The sequence below is a fragment of the Desulfobaculum bizertense DSM 18034 genome (genome assembly GCF_900167065.1).
Lineage (GTDB): Bacteria > Desulfobacterota > Desulfovibrionia > Desulfovibrionales > Desulfovibrionaceae > Desulfobaculum > Desulfobaculum bizertense.
In genome coordinates, this window is sequence record NZ_FUYA01000003.1 from 241,096 (window position 1) to 255,531 (window position 14,436).

The window sequence follows — 14,436 nt, forward strand, 5'->3', positions numbered from 1 at the left end:
GCGAGGAAGTTTTTTCCGGCCCAAAGAGCACAAAAAAACGCACAGGCAGGAAGCATGTGCGCTCTTTCAAATATTTCACTTTCCCCGTCGCTCTTCTCTCATCACATCTTTTTACCCGGCCTCTATATTCCCTCTCTCATTGCGCACAAAAAAAGCCGGGCTGCTCAGCAGCCCGGCCAGAATCAGCGTATTTGCAAGGACTTTGCGACTAGTCCTGCAAAGGCTTCGCCTTACCAAAACCGTACTTCATCATGAAGAAACCAAAGGCTGCTGCTGCGAGAACAACACCCACGATTTCAGAGATGCCCATCGGCAGGTTGAAACCAATCTTCGCCTGAAGAATAAAGGTTACACACACCGCGGTCATGAAGGTTGCCGGAATTGTTGCAATCCAGTGCAGCTTCTTGGTTCGGATCAGATACACGGCAGCAGCCCAGAGCATCAGCATAGCCAAGGTCTGGTTTGCAAAACCAAAGTAGCGCCAAATCATGCCAAAGTCCTGAGTCGAAATAACGTAACCGATGAGGAACAGCGGTACAGCAATCGTCAGGCGCTTGGCCGGAAGGCTCTGGTCCATCTTAAAGGTTTCAGCAAGAATCAGTCGGGTACTACGGAATGCCGTATCACCAGAGGTAATAGGCAGAACAACAACTGCCACGATAGCCAGCATGCCGCCAACGCCACCAAGCAGAGTTGTGGAAACTTCCTTAACAACTGCTGCCGGAGAACCAGCTGCAACAACTGCACTCAGTGCCTCAGGAGAGTTGTAGAAGGACATACCAAGAGTTGCCCAGATAAGAGCAATAACACCCTCGATAATCATCGAACCGTAGAACACGGAGCGGCCTTCTCGCTCGTTCTTCACGCAGCGCGCCATAAGCGGGGACTGTGTGGAGTGGAAGCCTGAAATAGCACCACAAGACAAAGTGATGAACAGCAGAGGCCAAACAGGCTTATTCCCGGGATGAACGTTTGTCGTGACATCAAGGTTCGGCAGGATGCTATAGTCACCAGCAAACAGTGCGATGCACAGGGAGACTGTCATAACCAGCAGCAAAATACCCATAATCGGGTAGAAGCGGCCAATAATCTTGTCGATGGGAAGAATCGTTGCCAAGAAATAATAGAAGAAGACACAGGCAACCAGAATCTGAACGTCAATGCCAGTCAGGCCGTTCAGAAGCTTTGCCGGGGCGAGAACAAAAACAACGCCAACCAGCAAAAGCAGAATCACAGAGAATACTCGCATAACCTGACGTGCAGGCATGCCCATGTATTCACCAACAATCTCAGGAACACTCGCGCCGCCATTTCGGACGGACAGCATGCCACTGAAATAGTCATGGACGGAACCAGCAAAAATACAGCCAATGACAATCCAGACCAGTGCGACAGGTCCGTACATCGCACCAAGGATAGGTCCAAAAATCGGTCCAATACCAGCAATGTCCAGAACCTGAATGAAAATCAGCTTCCACTTCGGCATGGGAAGGTAGTCAACCCCGTCCTGCTTTGTGTATGCAGGCGTCTCACGGTTGGCGTCCGGTCCCATAATATTGTCGACGAACTTACCATAAACAAGGTAGCCGACGATCAATGCTATCAGGCATAGAAAGAATGTAAGCATAAAAGCCTCCCTCTGGCTCTTCTAACCCCGTCCGTGCGGGATTTGGTTTCTAAACCCCTTGTAGTGCATCCTAATCATTATACAAGGGGTTAAGAATGAATGGCCGTTTTTCTGCCCTGAATCGCCATGTACTCGCCCTGAGTGACATGGACCTCTTTACTCCTCCCTCCGCTTGTACCCTTTTCAGCACTTTTTTTCACGCCAAAAATCACAAGCAGATAGCTCAGGGGGATGTTTTCTATTGGGGCGCTGCCCCAAGCCCCGCAAGGGGTGCCGGGTGGGCGGGTATTGTTTTATTGGGGCGCTGCCCCAAGCCCCGCAAGGGGCGCCGCCCCTTGACCCCGCCCAAGGACGAGGCCCTTGGGAATCCCGCTATCGCCCAAAATGAAGGGCCGGATGTGTGAAAGCCGTTGGCTTTCCCTTACATCCGGCCCTTCATTTTGGCCTAGTGGCGTTTCCCGATTGCGTGTTCTTCTGCCTTTTTCTGCCGCACTTATTTTCTTTCTGAACGCAAGCGTTCAGAAAGAAAATGGTGGCAACGCACGAGAAAGAGAAACGACTTTCTTTTCGTTTTCTCACCCAAGTTTAAAAGCCGTCCAAGCGAAGCTTGAACGGCTTTTAAACTCGATGAGGATACGTAAGGGAATCATTCCCTTACGCGGGGGTTTGGGGGCTGGCCCCCAATCATTTCCACACTCTTCTCCCACACAACTCACGACGTTTTAATTCTCAACCATTTTTCCTACAGTGTGGAGATGCGGATTTTTAGGGACGTGAAACCAGACGACAGTGCCTGATCCTAGCGCACTGCGAATGTGGAGGCGGTAGCGCGATCCATACATCTGCTCAAGCCGCTGAGTGCAGTTGGAGAGTCCAATGGAGTCACGCCGGGAGCCGAGGCCACCGGAGAGAACCTTGGAGGCTTTTTCTTCTTCCATGCCGACGCCATCGTCTTCGACGCGCACACAGAGTTCGCCACGGTCGACTTTGGCATGAAGGCGAACAACACCGCCCTCTTCCTTGTGGGAAATGCCATGCACAATGGAATTTTCAATAAGTGGCTGCACGAGGAGAGACGGCACCATCCAGTCGCGGGCTTCGGGGGCGACATCCAAATCGACACGTACACGCTCGCCAAAGCGGGCCTGCTCAATGGAAAGATAGGAGCGGACCTGCTCCAGTTCCTCGTCAAAGCGCACCATGCCTCGCGTGCTCATGTTGCGCCGCATGAAATTCGCAAGATCCTTGAGCAGATCGCGCGCACGAGTCGGGCTTGTCCGACAAAAGGATGCAATGGTATTGAGCGAATTGAATAAAAAATGTGGATTAATCTGGGCCTGAAGATGCCGAATTTCAGCATTGGCCCGTAGCTCGGCCTGAATCTGAATATCTTCAAGTTCAAGCTGCGTCGAAAAAAGCTGAGCAAGCCCCTTGGCTAACTCAAAATGCACACCGTCGAGACTAGACCGCTTGCTGCCATAAAACTTGAGTGCACCAACAATGCGCCCACCCTTCTTGAGCGGCACGTTGATACCGGAAAGAAAGGGGCATCCTTTGTGATCGCAGCCAATTTCTTCGGGGCTGTGCTGAAACATGGGCAAACCAGTCTCAATAACGTGCCGGGTAGCCTGCGTTCGAATCGCCCGACCGGGCAAATGATGGTCTGCACCTTCACCGACATGCGCCAAAACCTTTTCAGAATCCGTGATGGCAACAGCGGCAACACCAATACGGTCATAAATGATGCGAGCTGTGGCGCGGGCTGTTTCCGGATTTAGGCCTGTCCGAAGATAGCCCACGGTAAGGTTGGCAATGGACAAAATATCGTGCGCCGTACTGGACTGATCTTTTTCACGATACATGGACAAAATTCGAATAGTCTGAACAAAAAGCCCAGCACCAAGCGTGTTGACCACAATCATGGGCAGCGCAATAATTTTGACCAACTCCAGTGCTTCCGGAAAAGAGTGAGACATGGTGAGGACGAGCACCATGTGCAAACATTCTCCGGCAAAGGCGATGCCTGAGGCATAGCGCCAGTCAAGCCGCTTTTCACCAAGGTAGCGCCCCATAAACCCAGCGACTGCCCCCTCAAGAATTGTGGCAATGCCACAGGGTACAGAAGAGAATCCACCGACATCAATAAGGATTCTGTGCCCACCGGCAATTATTCCAGCAAGAATGCCGACAACAGGCCCACCAAAAAGCCCACCGGGAACAACGCCCATTGCCCGCAGATTTGCAAGGCTGTTGAACACCATGTTGCCGCTATAGGTCCCCATGATGCCAAAGGCGCCAAAGAGCAAAACCTGAAAAAGTTTGCTGATGCCTCCGGGAGCGCGCAAACCAAGACGACGCACAGGGCTAAAATGCAGCAGCATAAATGCCACGGCAATAATCAACCCAAAGCGCTCCAAAAGCGAAAACAGGAGGACACCAATCGTCATATATCTTCTCCGGCCAGAAACAGATTCTGGCGCGTTCTAAAGTCCGAGATTTTCTTTAAAGCCTGCCACTCGCGAACGACTCACAGGGATTTCCGAGCGACCGGCATCATCCATGACAATGTTGTACTTGCCGTTGAACCACGGCGAAAATTCGTGAACATGAGCGAGATTGACAAGCGTGCTGCGATTGACCCGGTAAAAGGAAAATTCCTTGAGGCGGGCCTCTATTCTGTCGAGAGTCAGCGGCCCATGACTTGATGCGCTAGAATCGTGCGTATAGACTGTGATTTTTTTGCCATCCACACTCAAAAAATACACATCTTCCGGGGGCAGAAGCACAACCCGCCCACCTTTTTCAACGGGAATTCGGACAATTTTCTGCGCTCCGCCAACGCTCTCCAGCACCTTTTCCAGTTTCTGCCTCATAGCCGCTTCTGCGCTGGGATGCCGCGCTTCGAGCTGCTGCCGCACCTTGTCTATGCTGGACTCCAAACGTTGCTCAGAGACAGGCTTGAGCAAATAATCCACGGCGTTCGCTTCAAAGGCCCGAATGGCATACTGGTCAAAGGCCGTAGCAAAAACAAAAAGTGGCGGATGCTCAAGGGCGAGCGTCTCCGCGACAACATGAAAACCATTTCGACCGGGCATTTCTATGTCCAGAAAGACCACGTCCGGCTCATGCTTGAGAATTGCCTCAACCGCAGCTCCGGCCGAAGAAGCTTCTGCCACAAGCTCGACACCGTCTATGGCAGAAAGCATGTAGGCCAGCTCGTCACGTGCAGGCGGCTCATCATCAACAATTATCGCGGTAATGGAGCGTGGAAGCATGGGCGTTCCCCTCTGTTCCCTGCATGTCCCCCCGGACGCAGGATGGTTCAAAAAAAAGCTCCCCCAGACAGGGGGAGTTTAAGAACGGAGCCAAAGATGGCAAGAAAAAAAACAGGACCCAGCTCAATGCTGGCATATGCTGACCAACATCTCAGCACAGCGAACAGCATCCCTCCGGGACTGCACAGACCAGTTATCGTTTGACATCGCCATCTGTGCAAAGCTCCGAAGCGGGCTCACAACAGGGGCACCCTGCTGCCAAAAATTCTTTTGCACCGCGGTACTGCCAAAACGCAAAATGCGGTTCATGTCGCGGCCAAAGCGGGCAAAGCCCAAAAGCATTCGTTCCGAAAGCGCGGGATACTTCTCCCGAAGATGCACAAAAGTCTTCTCCGGAAGCTCCGCACTCCCCCGGCCAGAAAAAGCAAGCCAAAACTCCTGCCAAAACTGCGAACACAAGGCTCGGGAACGCGCCTCTGTGCTACGGCATGGCTCCAGAGCATACAAGCCCTGCTCAGAGCGGCTGCTTTTCCACAGCTCCAGACCAGCTAACGCCGCAGACTGCCCAGACGGGACCCGGTCACGACACAGCTGCGACGCCAAATACGCAACGGCCTGCGGCTTCAGCTTGCGGTGGCAGAGTCCTGAGGGTGTTCTGCGACACGTCCAGCACCCCGCGCAACTCATGGCGGGCCGCAACACATAATGCCCCGGCTGATACGGCCCTGTTTCCATGCAGTTCACATTGCCTATGGACAGATTCAAAACCTTGAGGCCTGACCACGCGGCAAGATGCATAGGACCAGTATCGGGCGTCATGAGCATGTTTAGCCCCTGCCCAGTCATCACCAGTTCAGAAAGACTCTGCTTTCCAGCAAGGTTCAGGGCTGGAAATGAAAGCCGGGAAGCCAGCTCTGTGGCAAAAGCCTGCTCCGCAGGACCGCCTAAAAGAACAGGAAAAATCTTCCTTGCATACAGCAGCTCACACAACTCTTCCCAAAACTCCAGACAGGGCCGCTTGAGCGCCTCACTCGCCCCAAGAAACACCCCAACCCGCCGGCTCGACGTTCCCCCCAAACTTCGAGGCGAACTCCAGACAGTCTCTTGCATCTGATCCTGCGGGATAATGTCCATTGCATTCAGGTCTGCCCAGTGAAAAGCATTGTGCCGGTTGCAGTTCACAAGAGCACAACGGTAGAGCTGCCAAAAGCCGCGTACATGCAACTCGCCGTGAGCATCGCAGACCGGGCCAAAAAGTTCCTCACTCTTCACCTCTGCGGCGAGCTTCGCCGAAGTCGAGTCATGGCTCAGGTTTATCACCAGCTCATACGGCGTCGTGCGGAGCTTTTCATAAGAATGACTGAGCGAAAAATACTGAACCGCAGGTCCCACAGGACGAAGCTGCTCATAAAACGTCTGCTGCGCTGCCACCCAGATTGGGTGCCCCGGAAATTTTCTGGAAAGCCACAAAAAGAGAGGAAAACTCAGAATGAGATCTCCCATGCGAAGCGGCTGGATAACAAGAAGAGGCTTCTTCATACAGCTTACCCAAAGGTCCTGCGCACAGTTTCAATAATAGTCTTCATGCGGGACTCGTAGGTGTGCTCAGCCATGATGCGCTTGCGGGCTGCACGAATCACAGCCTCACGCTCAGCACTGTGCGACAGGTAATAGTGGACCAGTTCAGGTATTTCATCGGGAGATTCATAAGAAATGCACTCAACACCCGGCTCAAACAGCTCGTCCATCTGCTCCTGATGGTCAGAGAGGACAAAGGAGCCAGAGGCGGGCACATCAAAAATACGCTGATTCACAGCGCCTTTCATCTGGCGGCTCGTGCAGTTGAAGTTGATTTCGGCACAGGGATAAAAATACGGCAGCTCTTCATAATAGTTCAGCTCAGGATGCCAGCGCCAGGAATATGGAGAATCGGCAAAGGCGAGCTGCCAATTTTCATCACCAGCAATAAGCGGATCAAATGGCAGGATGCGCGAAACGCAGTCCCAGCGATACTGGCGCGTGGCCTCAAAGGTAATCAGCCGTTCGTAGGCAAGCTGCCGTTCCGTGGCATGAAGCGCCACAAACTCTGCATAAATTTCCGGACGGAACTTTTTCAAAAAGGCAGGAACGCTGCGCTCTGTGCTCTGGGTAAACGCAGAGGCAACATCTTCATACCCCGTTGCAAGTGATGCCGGGAAGTGCCCTTCCTGCAAGTTATCCTGCACTGTTTGCAGCATGGAGAACCCAATAAACGAAACCCGGGATTTCCACTGCGCATGTTGGGCATCTGTCTTACCCTGAAAGCGGAAAACGTCCGTTCCAAGCGGCAGATACTCTACCCGCTCAAAGCCCATGTCTTTCAAAAGCGGAATGTTGTCCTTGTCCCATGTCAAAAGCATAGACCAGTCACTGACGAGCTTTTTATACCGGGCGAGAATCAAAAGCGGGTTGTCCACGAACCACGAAACCAGCGGCAGCTCAAGCTGTTCAAGCAGGTTCATGACCGCTCCCTCGCGGTCCATTCCCATGTGATTAATGGTCAGGACAAAATCTGGCTTAAACTCCAGAATAGCCTTCAGCAAATCCTCGACAAGATGCTCACATTCCATTGTATCTTTTTTAATCTGCAAAAGACGGAACGGAATGCCGAGGCGTTCGCAGGCGCTGATAAGTTCGCCATTCAAAAAGTATTTGCTGGTCAAATACAAAATTCGAGGCGTGGCGTTCTGAAACTTGGGATACGAAACCTGGGACCAGAAATCATACTTTTGACTGGCTTCAAGACATGACAGGACTTCGCCGTAATACGCACGGTTCAGCCTGCGATAGGCAGGGAGCGCAATGGGAGAAAACTTTTTGCGCCCGTGCTGAACCTGCCACTCCGTGAGCTGGCGCAAAACCACCTGAGGATCTGGGTCAGAAACCCAAAAAACACGTGATTCATTCGCATAACGATCACGAAGCCCAGTACATTCCAGAACCTGAGTTTCGCAATCGACAACAGCAACAGGACCAGTGCAGACCTCAAGAAGAGCATCAAGCGCCGCGCCAGAGCCAGACCCAAGGAGTACGGGCAAAAGCTCTTCCGGCCTGTTCCCCTGCATAGCGCGCGAAACAAGAGCCTGCTCCCGCTGCTCTGGATTTTTACCAAAAAGCCGAAAGCCCCGGCCATCACGCACAAGGTCAATATCACACAGTACACCGCCTTCCATGATGGGAGTCACAGTGTACGCCGTCGAAAGTATCTTCATAGAGCGCTACCATTTTGCGGAACCGTGCCTGTACAAAAGGAACTCCACTCGCCTGTTCTGACGTCGGTCCTTTTCGTTATCATTTGGCACCAGAGGCCGCGTGTCCGCATATCCAACGGCTTTGAGCTGCTGCGGATTAATGCCGCCTTCTTCCACAAGCCAACGCAATGTTGCTGCTGCCCGTGCCGAAGAAAGCTCCCAGTTGGACGGATACAGCGACCCTGAATGTTCCTGATCATCCGTGTGCCCACGGATAACGCAGTTAAATTTATATTCTTTGAGCAAGTTCAGCACCTTTGCCAAAATCTTGGGAGCATCAGCAGCCAAGACAGCGGAACCACTCTCAAACAAAAACGAACTGTCGATGCGGACAAGAACGCCTTCCCTGTCTGCGGTCACGCCTGTCGAGCGTTTCAACTCCGTATCTTCCTCCACCATCGCCCGAAGCTTCATGGTCATGTCGAGCACTTCGCGCTCTTTTTGATTAAGCTTCACGCCCTTGCTTTCGAGCCGGGTAGGAGAATATGCGGCAAAGGTATCTTCCGGCCGTTCGGTTTGCACACCAAAAGCTTCCTTGATGGACCCCATAAGCGTTCGGAAATTGGAAATATCCTGATTCGCAAAGGAGAGCAGAAGCACGAAAAAACACAGAAGAAGCGTCATCATGTCGGCAAAAGTTGCCATCCATGCAGGAAGCCCTTCCTCGACTTCCGGCTCTTCGTCTTTTCGCTGTGGAGGCGTATATTCCTGTTTTGCCATGAGCTTTCCCGCCTAATCCTGCCCGCGCAGTGCAGGGGAAAGAAATGCCAGCAGCTTTTCCCGAACGATCTGTGGGTGTTCTCCATGCAAAATAGACACCACTCCCTCCATGGCAATTTCCATAAACAGCACTTCTTCCTGAGATCGTTCCTCAAGTTTTTTGGCGAGCGGCAAAAACGCCACGTTTGCCAAAACAGCACCATAAAATGTCGTCAAAAGAGCGACAGCCATTGCCGGGCCAATGGAAGACGGGTCCGAAAGGTTTTGCAGCATTTTGACCAGACCAATCAGGGTGCCAATCATGCCAAAAGCCGGGGCCATTGTGCCCATGCCCTTAAACACGCCCTGTCCCTGCCGGTGGCGCTGCTTCATAAATGAAATTTCTGTCTGCATCACCGCACGAATCAGCGGCTCTTCCGTGCCGTCTGCCACAAGGGTGATGCCTTTTTTGATGAAGGGGTTTTCGATGGGCACTTTTTCCAGCGCCACCAAGGATTCCTTACGGGCCTTTTCTGCCAGTCCCACCATCTGGTCAATCATTCCAGAGGCATCCATGTTGCTTGAAAAAAACGCATTCATGGCAACCTTGAACGAGCCAAAAACAACCTTCATGGGGAACATGATAAATGCGGTGGCCATCGTGCCACCCACAACAACAAGGATGGAAGGAACATCAAAAAAACCAGCGATATTCCCATCGCCAAACAAAATCGAGCCAACAATCAGTCCAAAACCGGCAAGAATACCGAGCAGTGTCCCAATGTCCATATCAGATCAGCCTTCATGAGAAACAGCAGGCGAGTCTACTACGATGTCGTAATCCTGATAGCGAAAACAGACGTTCTCAAGATAATCGGTGACTTTGAGTCGCGCTTCTCCAATTGTAATTTCGACTCCGGGGCGGACAGCTCCGGGCACAACAACACGACAGGACTCAAGGTCCTGAACCTTTTCCATTCCGTCCCAAAGCTCCCGCATCTTGTGCCGACAGGCCCCAAGTTTCTTTTCCGTACGCAGAATCTTTGGTTCAAACTCGTCTTTGAGTGTCGAATGATGCCGCAGGGCGAGCGTATATTCCTCCAGCCGAGCATTCAGCTCCCGAATATGCTCTCCCAGCAAATGCGCCTTATACATAAGAACGGCATCGTACCCTAGAATAAGGGTCGTTTCGGTAGACAGCCCTCCCCCAAGCTGTCCTTCTACATAGATGTAGCGGGAACTGATAGCCCGTCCCCCAACGAGCATGTCTTTCACAACGAGCTGCTTGCCCGCAAAGACCTCGCTATGCATCAGCGAGCCGTCAATGAGTGTACTTTTCCCAGCCAGAATCTGAGTATTTTCTGCAAACGCGGCGCGTATGTTGCCCTCTGCACGAACAAGCGCCTTGTGTGCGCCCTTGATGCCAGCCTCTGCCAAAACAGAATCCGAGGCATGCACTTTGGCACCCTCAATAACATCACGAGCCATAACGTTCACGCCACGGACAGAAAAACCTGTTCGCACGCTCCCGTGAACAATAACGTTTCCCAAGAAGAAAATATTTCCGGTGTGAAAGTCAATATCCCTTCGGACATTCAGCGTTTTTTTTATTGTAATATAGCCATCAAGATAAAAGACATAGCCATTTGCCGATGCCAAAAGCCGGTTTCCATCGTTCGGGTCTATGCGAGTATTTTCTCCTGACGGAAAATCACGCGAGGCGCACTCAAAGACCCACGGTGTCGTGTCCTCTGGTTTTTCTTCCCGCCACTCCGCAAGAAGCTCACCTTCCCGAACATTTTGCACATAGCCGAGGTTGTAGTAATCAACATTTCCGTCAACGCGTTCCCGAGGCAGGAGATTTTCATAATCAAAATCAGGATCAAAGTGATGTACCAGGTAGTATGACATAGGCAGTAACTCGCAGGGCGTGCACTACAACAATAATGCAGCCCGTTCCTCATCTGTTCGAAGAATCTTAAAAAATGACGACAACTGGACCAGTTCGAGAGTTTTCAGCACCTGAGGTCGAGGACGATAAAGGTAGAGGGAACGGTCCTTTGCCTCAAGTTCTGATGCAAAAGCAACGAGAAAGCCGATTCCAGAGCTATCAATAAACGCCACTTCCGACAAATCCAAAATCACAAAAGTGTAGCGCCCTTCTTCCAGTGTTTTTTGAATTTTTTCCCGAAGCTCGGGAATGCACTCCAGAGTCAGCTCCTTTCGGAACGAAAACAGTACGGCAGGTCCCTCTCGTGAACTCATACAATCTTCCATGCTGATCCTCCAGGTTTCATCTCCAAACGAACAGTGCTTCCCTCTGCTGACGAAACAATCTCAACCGAATCCATAAGCTGCTGCATCATGAACAGCCCTCGTCCAGAACCCTGCTCTGCTGGGGGCAAAGTCCACGGCTGAGGCGGCACCTCAAAACCTGTGCCGCAGTCTTCCACAGTACACAAAAGCCGTGCTCCAGTTTCCAGAGACAGGGTCAGGCGCACAAAGCCCGGCTTTCCACCATAGGCGTGAGCCAGCACATTAGCGCAGGCTTCATGCAGGGCCAGCCGAAAGGATTCCACGGCTCGCCCGTCCCGCAGACAGTCGTCCACGGCCCGCAATAGCGGCTGTACAAACGCAGCAAGATTTTCTGCGCACAAAAAGCCCTCGCGAGAAAGCTCCGGAGCAGCAGGGAGAGCACAGACAAAGAGCGCAGTCGCATCGTCGCGCGGCGCTTCTCCACGCATTTCCTGAATATTTCTCAAAAGACGCGTTGGGAAATTTTCCCGAAATGCTGTCAGCTCAGAGTCCTGCTGCGACAGCCCCCTGTCCATCATCTCAATGGCATATTCCCAAAAAGCTTCGGCATCAAAATACTCATCGGCCGAAAGAGAAAAATCATAAAAACCATCTGTATAAAAGAGTATTCCCGCTCCGGGACGCAGGACATAATGCCGCTCAGGAAATCGTTCCTCCGGGAAAAATCCCAGCATCCGTGCGCAGGGACACAAAAAATCCTGCTGCCGCTCCCCCACCAAAAGTGCGGGGCAGTGGCCTGCATTCACCATGCGGACTGCGCCACAGCGCAAGTCACAGTCTGCGGCCAGAGCCGTGACAAAATCTTCTTCGCGACCAATAATTTCGCAGAGCTGGGAATTGAGGAGAGAAAAGGTCTCGGAAAGAGAAAGCTGCCGTTCGCAGGAGACATGAAAAAGCGTCCGGACTATGGCCATCAAAAACGCCGCGCGCGCACCGTGCCCAGAGACGTCTGCAACAATCATCCGCAGCACACCATCCGAAAGCCGCACGCAGTCAAAATAGTCTCCACTCGCCCGGCCAGAGGGGGCGTAGACGCTACTCACCTGCGCAGTCAGACATCCCTCGTCAGGAAAAGAAGGGCACAGAAAGAGCCGTCCCTGAAAGCTGGGCAAAAGCCGCTGCTGGAGCGAGGCCACAAGGTGTATTTCTTTCTCCACAGCATCACGGGCAGATCGCAGGCGCTGGAGCAGGCGGAGCTGGCGAACCCCAACCGCAACCCGCGCCAAAAGCTCGGAACGGTCCACAGGCTTATATAAAAAATCATTGCAGCCCGCGCCAAAGGCACGAAGCTTTCCTTCGGGATCGCGCGACGACGTCAGCACCGTAATACTCACCTCTTCGTCACCGTAGACCTCACGCAGGGCATGGATAACGTCGATCCCATCCATGTCGGGCATGTTCAGATCCAGCAGGAGCAGGTGAGGCTGAAAGCGCAAATAGCAATTCACCGCCTCCCGGCCATCCGCGGCAGACTCGACCACATACGAAAAATCCGCCAGCATTTCGCACAGCATCTGGCGGAGCACTGCGTCATCGTCCACCACAAGGATTCGTATGGCATCTGCTTTTTCTCTGCCTAACGCGCCGTGAGACATGCGACTCCTCCGCAGCTTGGCGAGCAGCGCAACACGCAGCCCGAGCTTGCACCAGAACGCACTCAGAGGCAGGATACGGCTCTGAGCACAGCTCCATTAAAAAGCTTCCAAGGAAATCTTATGGAATTTTTCGCATATCAGCAAAGCGACATCCCAGAAATTCAGGCTCTCTTTCACCAAACCTTTGCCGACTCCGAAGGAGAAGCAGAAGGCAAAATCATTGGTGAACTGGCCGCAGAACTCCTCACACGCACGCCCCAAGAGGACCTGTACTGCTTTGTGGCCAAAAATGAGAACAACAAAGAACTGGCTGGCTGCATCATCTTCTCCCGAATGCAGTTTGAGCAGCCCGTCACAGCATTCATTCTCTCACCTGTTGCCGTGCTCACGCCATATCAGGGACAGGGCATAGGACAAAAGCTCATCCGCTTTGGCCTGGATAAACTCAGGCAGGACGGCGTAGAGCTGGCGTTCACTTACGGCGACCCGAGCTTTTATTATCAGGTTGGATTCGAACAAATCCCAGAAACACACATCAAGGCTCCCCAGCCTCTGAGCTACCCCATTGGCTGGCTTGCCCAGTCCCTGACCGAGGCAGCCGTGCCCCATATCCCGGGAAAAAGCTCCTGCGTTCCAGCACTCAACAACGCAGAATACTGGTAAGCTTTAGCTCCCAAAACAAAAAAACGGCGTCCTCCCCACATCAGGGAAGACGCCATTTTCTTTGCAAAAGTCTATCGCAGATCAGAACAAATCAGCACTGTCCAAAAGAAGAGTCACAGGTCCCCAGTTACACAGGGACACATCCATCATGGCCCCAAATTCACCATGCTGGACCTGACCGGGCAAGCGCTGCTCAAAATCCTGCAAGAGCTGCTCATACAGGACTTTAGCCTCTGCGCCGGGTGCGGATTTGTTAAAGGACGGTCGACGTCCCTTTCGGCAGTCTGCATACAGAGTAAACTGCGAGACCACCAAAAGCTCTCCGCCAAAATCCCGAAGTGAAAGATTCATCTTGTCATTTTCATCAGGGAAAATGCGCAGATCCAGCACCTTGTTCAGCATGGAGGCCCAGACTTTGCTTTTGGGCAAGTCCTGACTGTCCTCCGCACCAAAACCAGCCAAGACAAGCAGACCCTGCTGAATTTTCCCTATGCAGGTTCCATCAACATCAACCTGCGCACGAGAAACACGCTGGAGATGAAGCCGCATCGCTACTCCTCAAAATAGGTTGCAGTCTGGGCGGGCTTTTCGCTCACGCTCACAGATTTCACATCCACACCAGAACCAGCAAGGCGTGCTTCCAGTCCCTTGTAGATATGACGGGCAATATTTTCAGATGAGGGGTTGTGGACGGCAAAGGCCGGATGCTCATTCAGGTGGCAGTGGTCCATGTCTCCAAGGATTTCCTTGAGCATGTTCTTCAGGACCTTAAAGTCCACCAGCAGCTCCGTGTCCTGACTCAGCGTGTCACCCTCGACCTGAGCTTCCACCATAAAGTTGTGGCCATGCATCCGCTCGCATTTGCCTTCATAATGCCGCAGCTGATGGGCCGCAGCAAAATCTTTGCGTACAGTCAGACGCCACTTGCCTTTTTTTTCGCTCATTGTCTTCTCTCTTTCCCAAAAGCAGCG

Annotated in this window: 13 protein-coding genes; 1 reads left to right on the forward strand and 12 read right to left on the reverse strand. The window is 52.5% G+C overall.

What is annotated here, in order from left to right:
* Window positions 1-208 precede the first annotated feature (208 nt).
* From B5D23_RS06120 to B5D23_RS06170, 10 genes are all read right to left on the reverse strand, one after another.
* Window positions 209-1,627 carry a carbon starvation CstA family protein gene (locus B5D23_RS06120; protein WP_078684530.1) on the reverse strand — a complete coding sequence of 473 codons (1,419 nt, stop codon included), beginning with the start codon at window positions 1,625-1,627 and terminating at the stop codon, window positions 209-211.
* Window positions 1,628-2,349: 722 nt separating this feature from the next.
* On the reverse strand, window positions 2,350-4,074 hold the full coding sequence (locus B5D23_RS06130; RefSeq protein ID WP_078684532.1) for a sensor histidine kinase: 1,725 nt from the start codon (window positions 4,072-4,074) through the stop codon (window positions 2,350-2,352).
* A 36-nt stretch (window positions 4,075-4,110) separates the two neighbouring features.
* The gene (locus B5D23_RS06135; protein ID WP_078684533.1) at window positions 4,111-4,902 is read right to left on the reverse strand and encodes a LytR/AlgR family response regulator transcription factor; all 792 of its coding nucleotides are present in this window, start codon (window positions 4,900-4,902) and stop codon (window positions 4,111-4,113) included.
* Window positions 4,903-5,025: 123 nt separating this feature from the next.
* Window positions 5,026-6,441, reverse strand: coding sequence for a glycosyltransferase family 9 protein (locus B5D23_RS06140; protein WP_078684534.1), 1,416 nt, complete (start codon window positions 6,439-6,441; stop codon window positions 5,026-5,028).
* Between the two features lie 5 nt (window positions 6,442-6,446).
* Window positions 6,447-8,153 (reverse strand): CgeB family protein, encoded by a 1,707-nt coding sequence (locus B5D23_RS06145; RefSeq protein ID WP_078684535.1) that lies wholly within the window; start codon window positions 8,151-8,153, stop codon window positions 6,447-6,449.
* Between the two features lie 6 nt (window positions 8,154-8,159).
* Entirely contained in the window at window positions 8,160-8,912 is a 753-nt protein-coding gene (locus B5D23_RS06150) for an OmpA/MotB family protein (RefSeq protein ID WP_078684536.1), read from the reverse strand.
* 12 nt (window positions 8,913-8,924) lie between these two features.
* Entirely contained in the window at window positions 8,925-9,680 is a 756-nt protein-coding gene (locus tag B5D23_RS06155; RefSeq protein WP_078684537.1) for a motility protein A, read from the reverse strand.
* A gap of 6 nt (window positions 9,681-9,686) precedes the next feature.
* Window positions 9,687-10,802: a flagellar assembly protein A gene (locus tag B5D23_RS06160; RefSeq protein WP_078684538.1), complete on the reverse strand. Its 1,116-nt coding sequence runs from the start codon at window positions 10,800-10,802 to the stop codon at window positions 9,687-9,689.
* Between the two features lie 24 nt (window positions 10,803-10,826).
* On the reverse strand, window positions 10,827-11,168 hold the full coding sequence (locus tag B5D23_RS06165) for an STAS domain-containing protein (protein WP_078684539.1): 342 nt from the start codon (window positions 11,166-11,168) through the stop codon (window positions 10,827-10,829).
* Window positions 11,153-12,802 carry an ATP-binding SpoIIE family protein phosphatase gene (locus B5D23_RS06170; protein ID WP_078684540.1) on the reverse strand — a complete coding sequence of 550 codons (1,650 nt, stop codon included), beginning with the start codon at window positions 12,800-12,802 and terminating at the stop codon, window positions 11,153-11,155. Before B5D23_RS06170 ends, B5D23_RS06165 begins: the two co-directional genes overlap by 16 nt.
* A gap of 120 nt (window positions 12,803-12,922) precedes the next feature.
* Between B5D23_RS06170 and B5D23_RS06175 the strand changes: the two genes are divergently transcribed.
* Window positions 12,923-13,465 (forward strand): GNAT family N-acetyltransferase, encoded by a 543-nt coding sequence (locus B5D23_RS06175; RefSeq protein ID WP_078684541.1) that lies wholly within the window; start codon window positions 12,923-12,925, stop codon window positions 13,463-13,465.
* 81 nt (window positions 13,466-13,546) lie between these two features.
* Here B5D23_RS06175 and dtd read toward each other — a convergent pair whose 3' ends face one another.
* Together dtd and queD are read right to left on the reverse strand one after the other, a co-directional pair.
* Window positions 13,547-14,014, reverse strand: a complete 468-nt coding sequence (gene dtd, locus B5D23_RS06180; RefSeq protein WP_078684542.1) for a D-aminoacyl-tRNA deacylase — start codon at window positions 14,012-14,014, stop codon at window positions 13,547-13,549.
* A gap of 2 nt (window positions 14,015-14,016) precedes the next feature.
* Entirely contained in the window at window positions 14,017-14,409 is a 393-nt protein-coding gene (gene queD / locus B5D23_RS06185; RefSeq protein ID WP_078684543.1) for a 6-carboxytetrahydropterin synthase QueD, read from the reverse strand.
* Window positions 14,410-14,436: the final 27 nt, after the last annotated feature.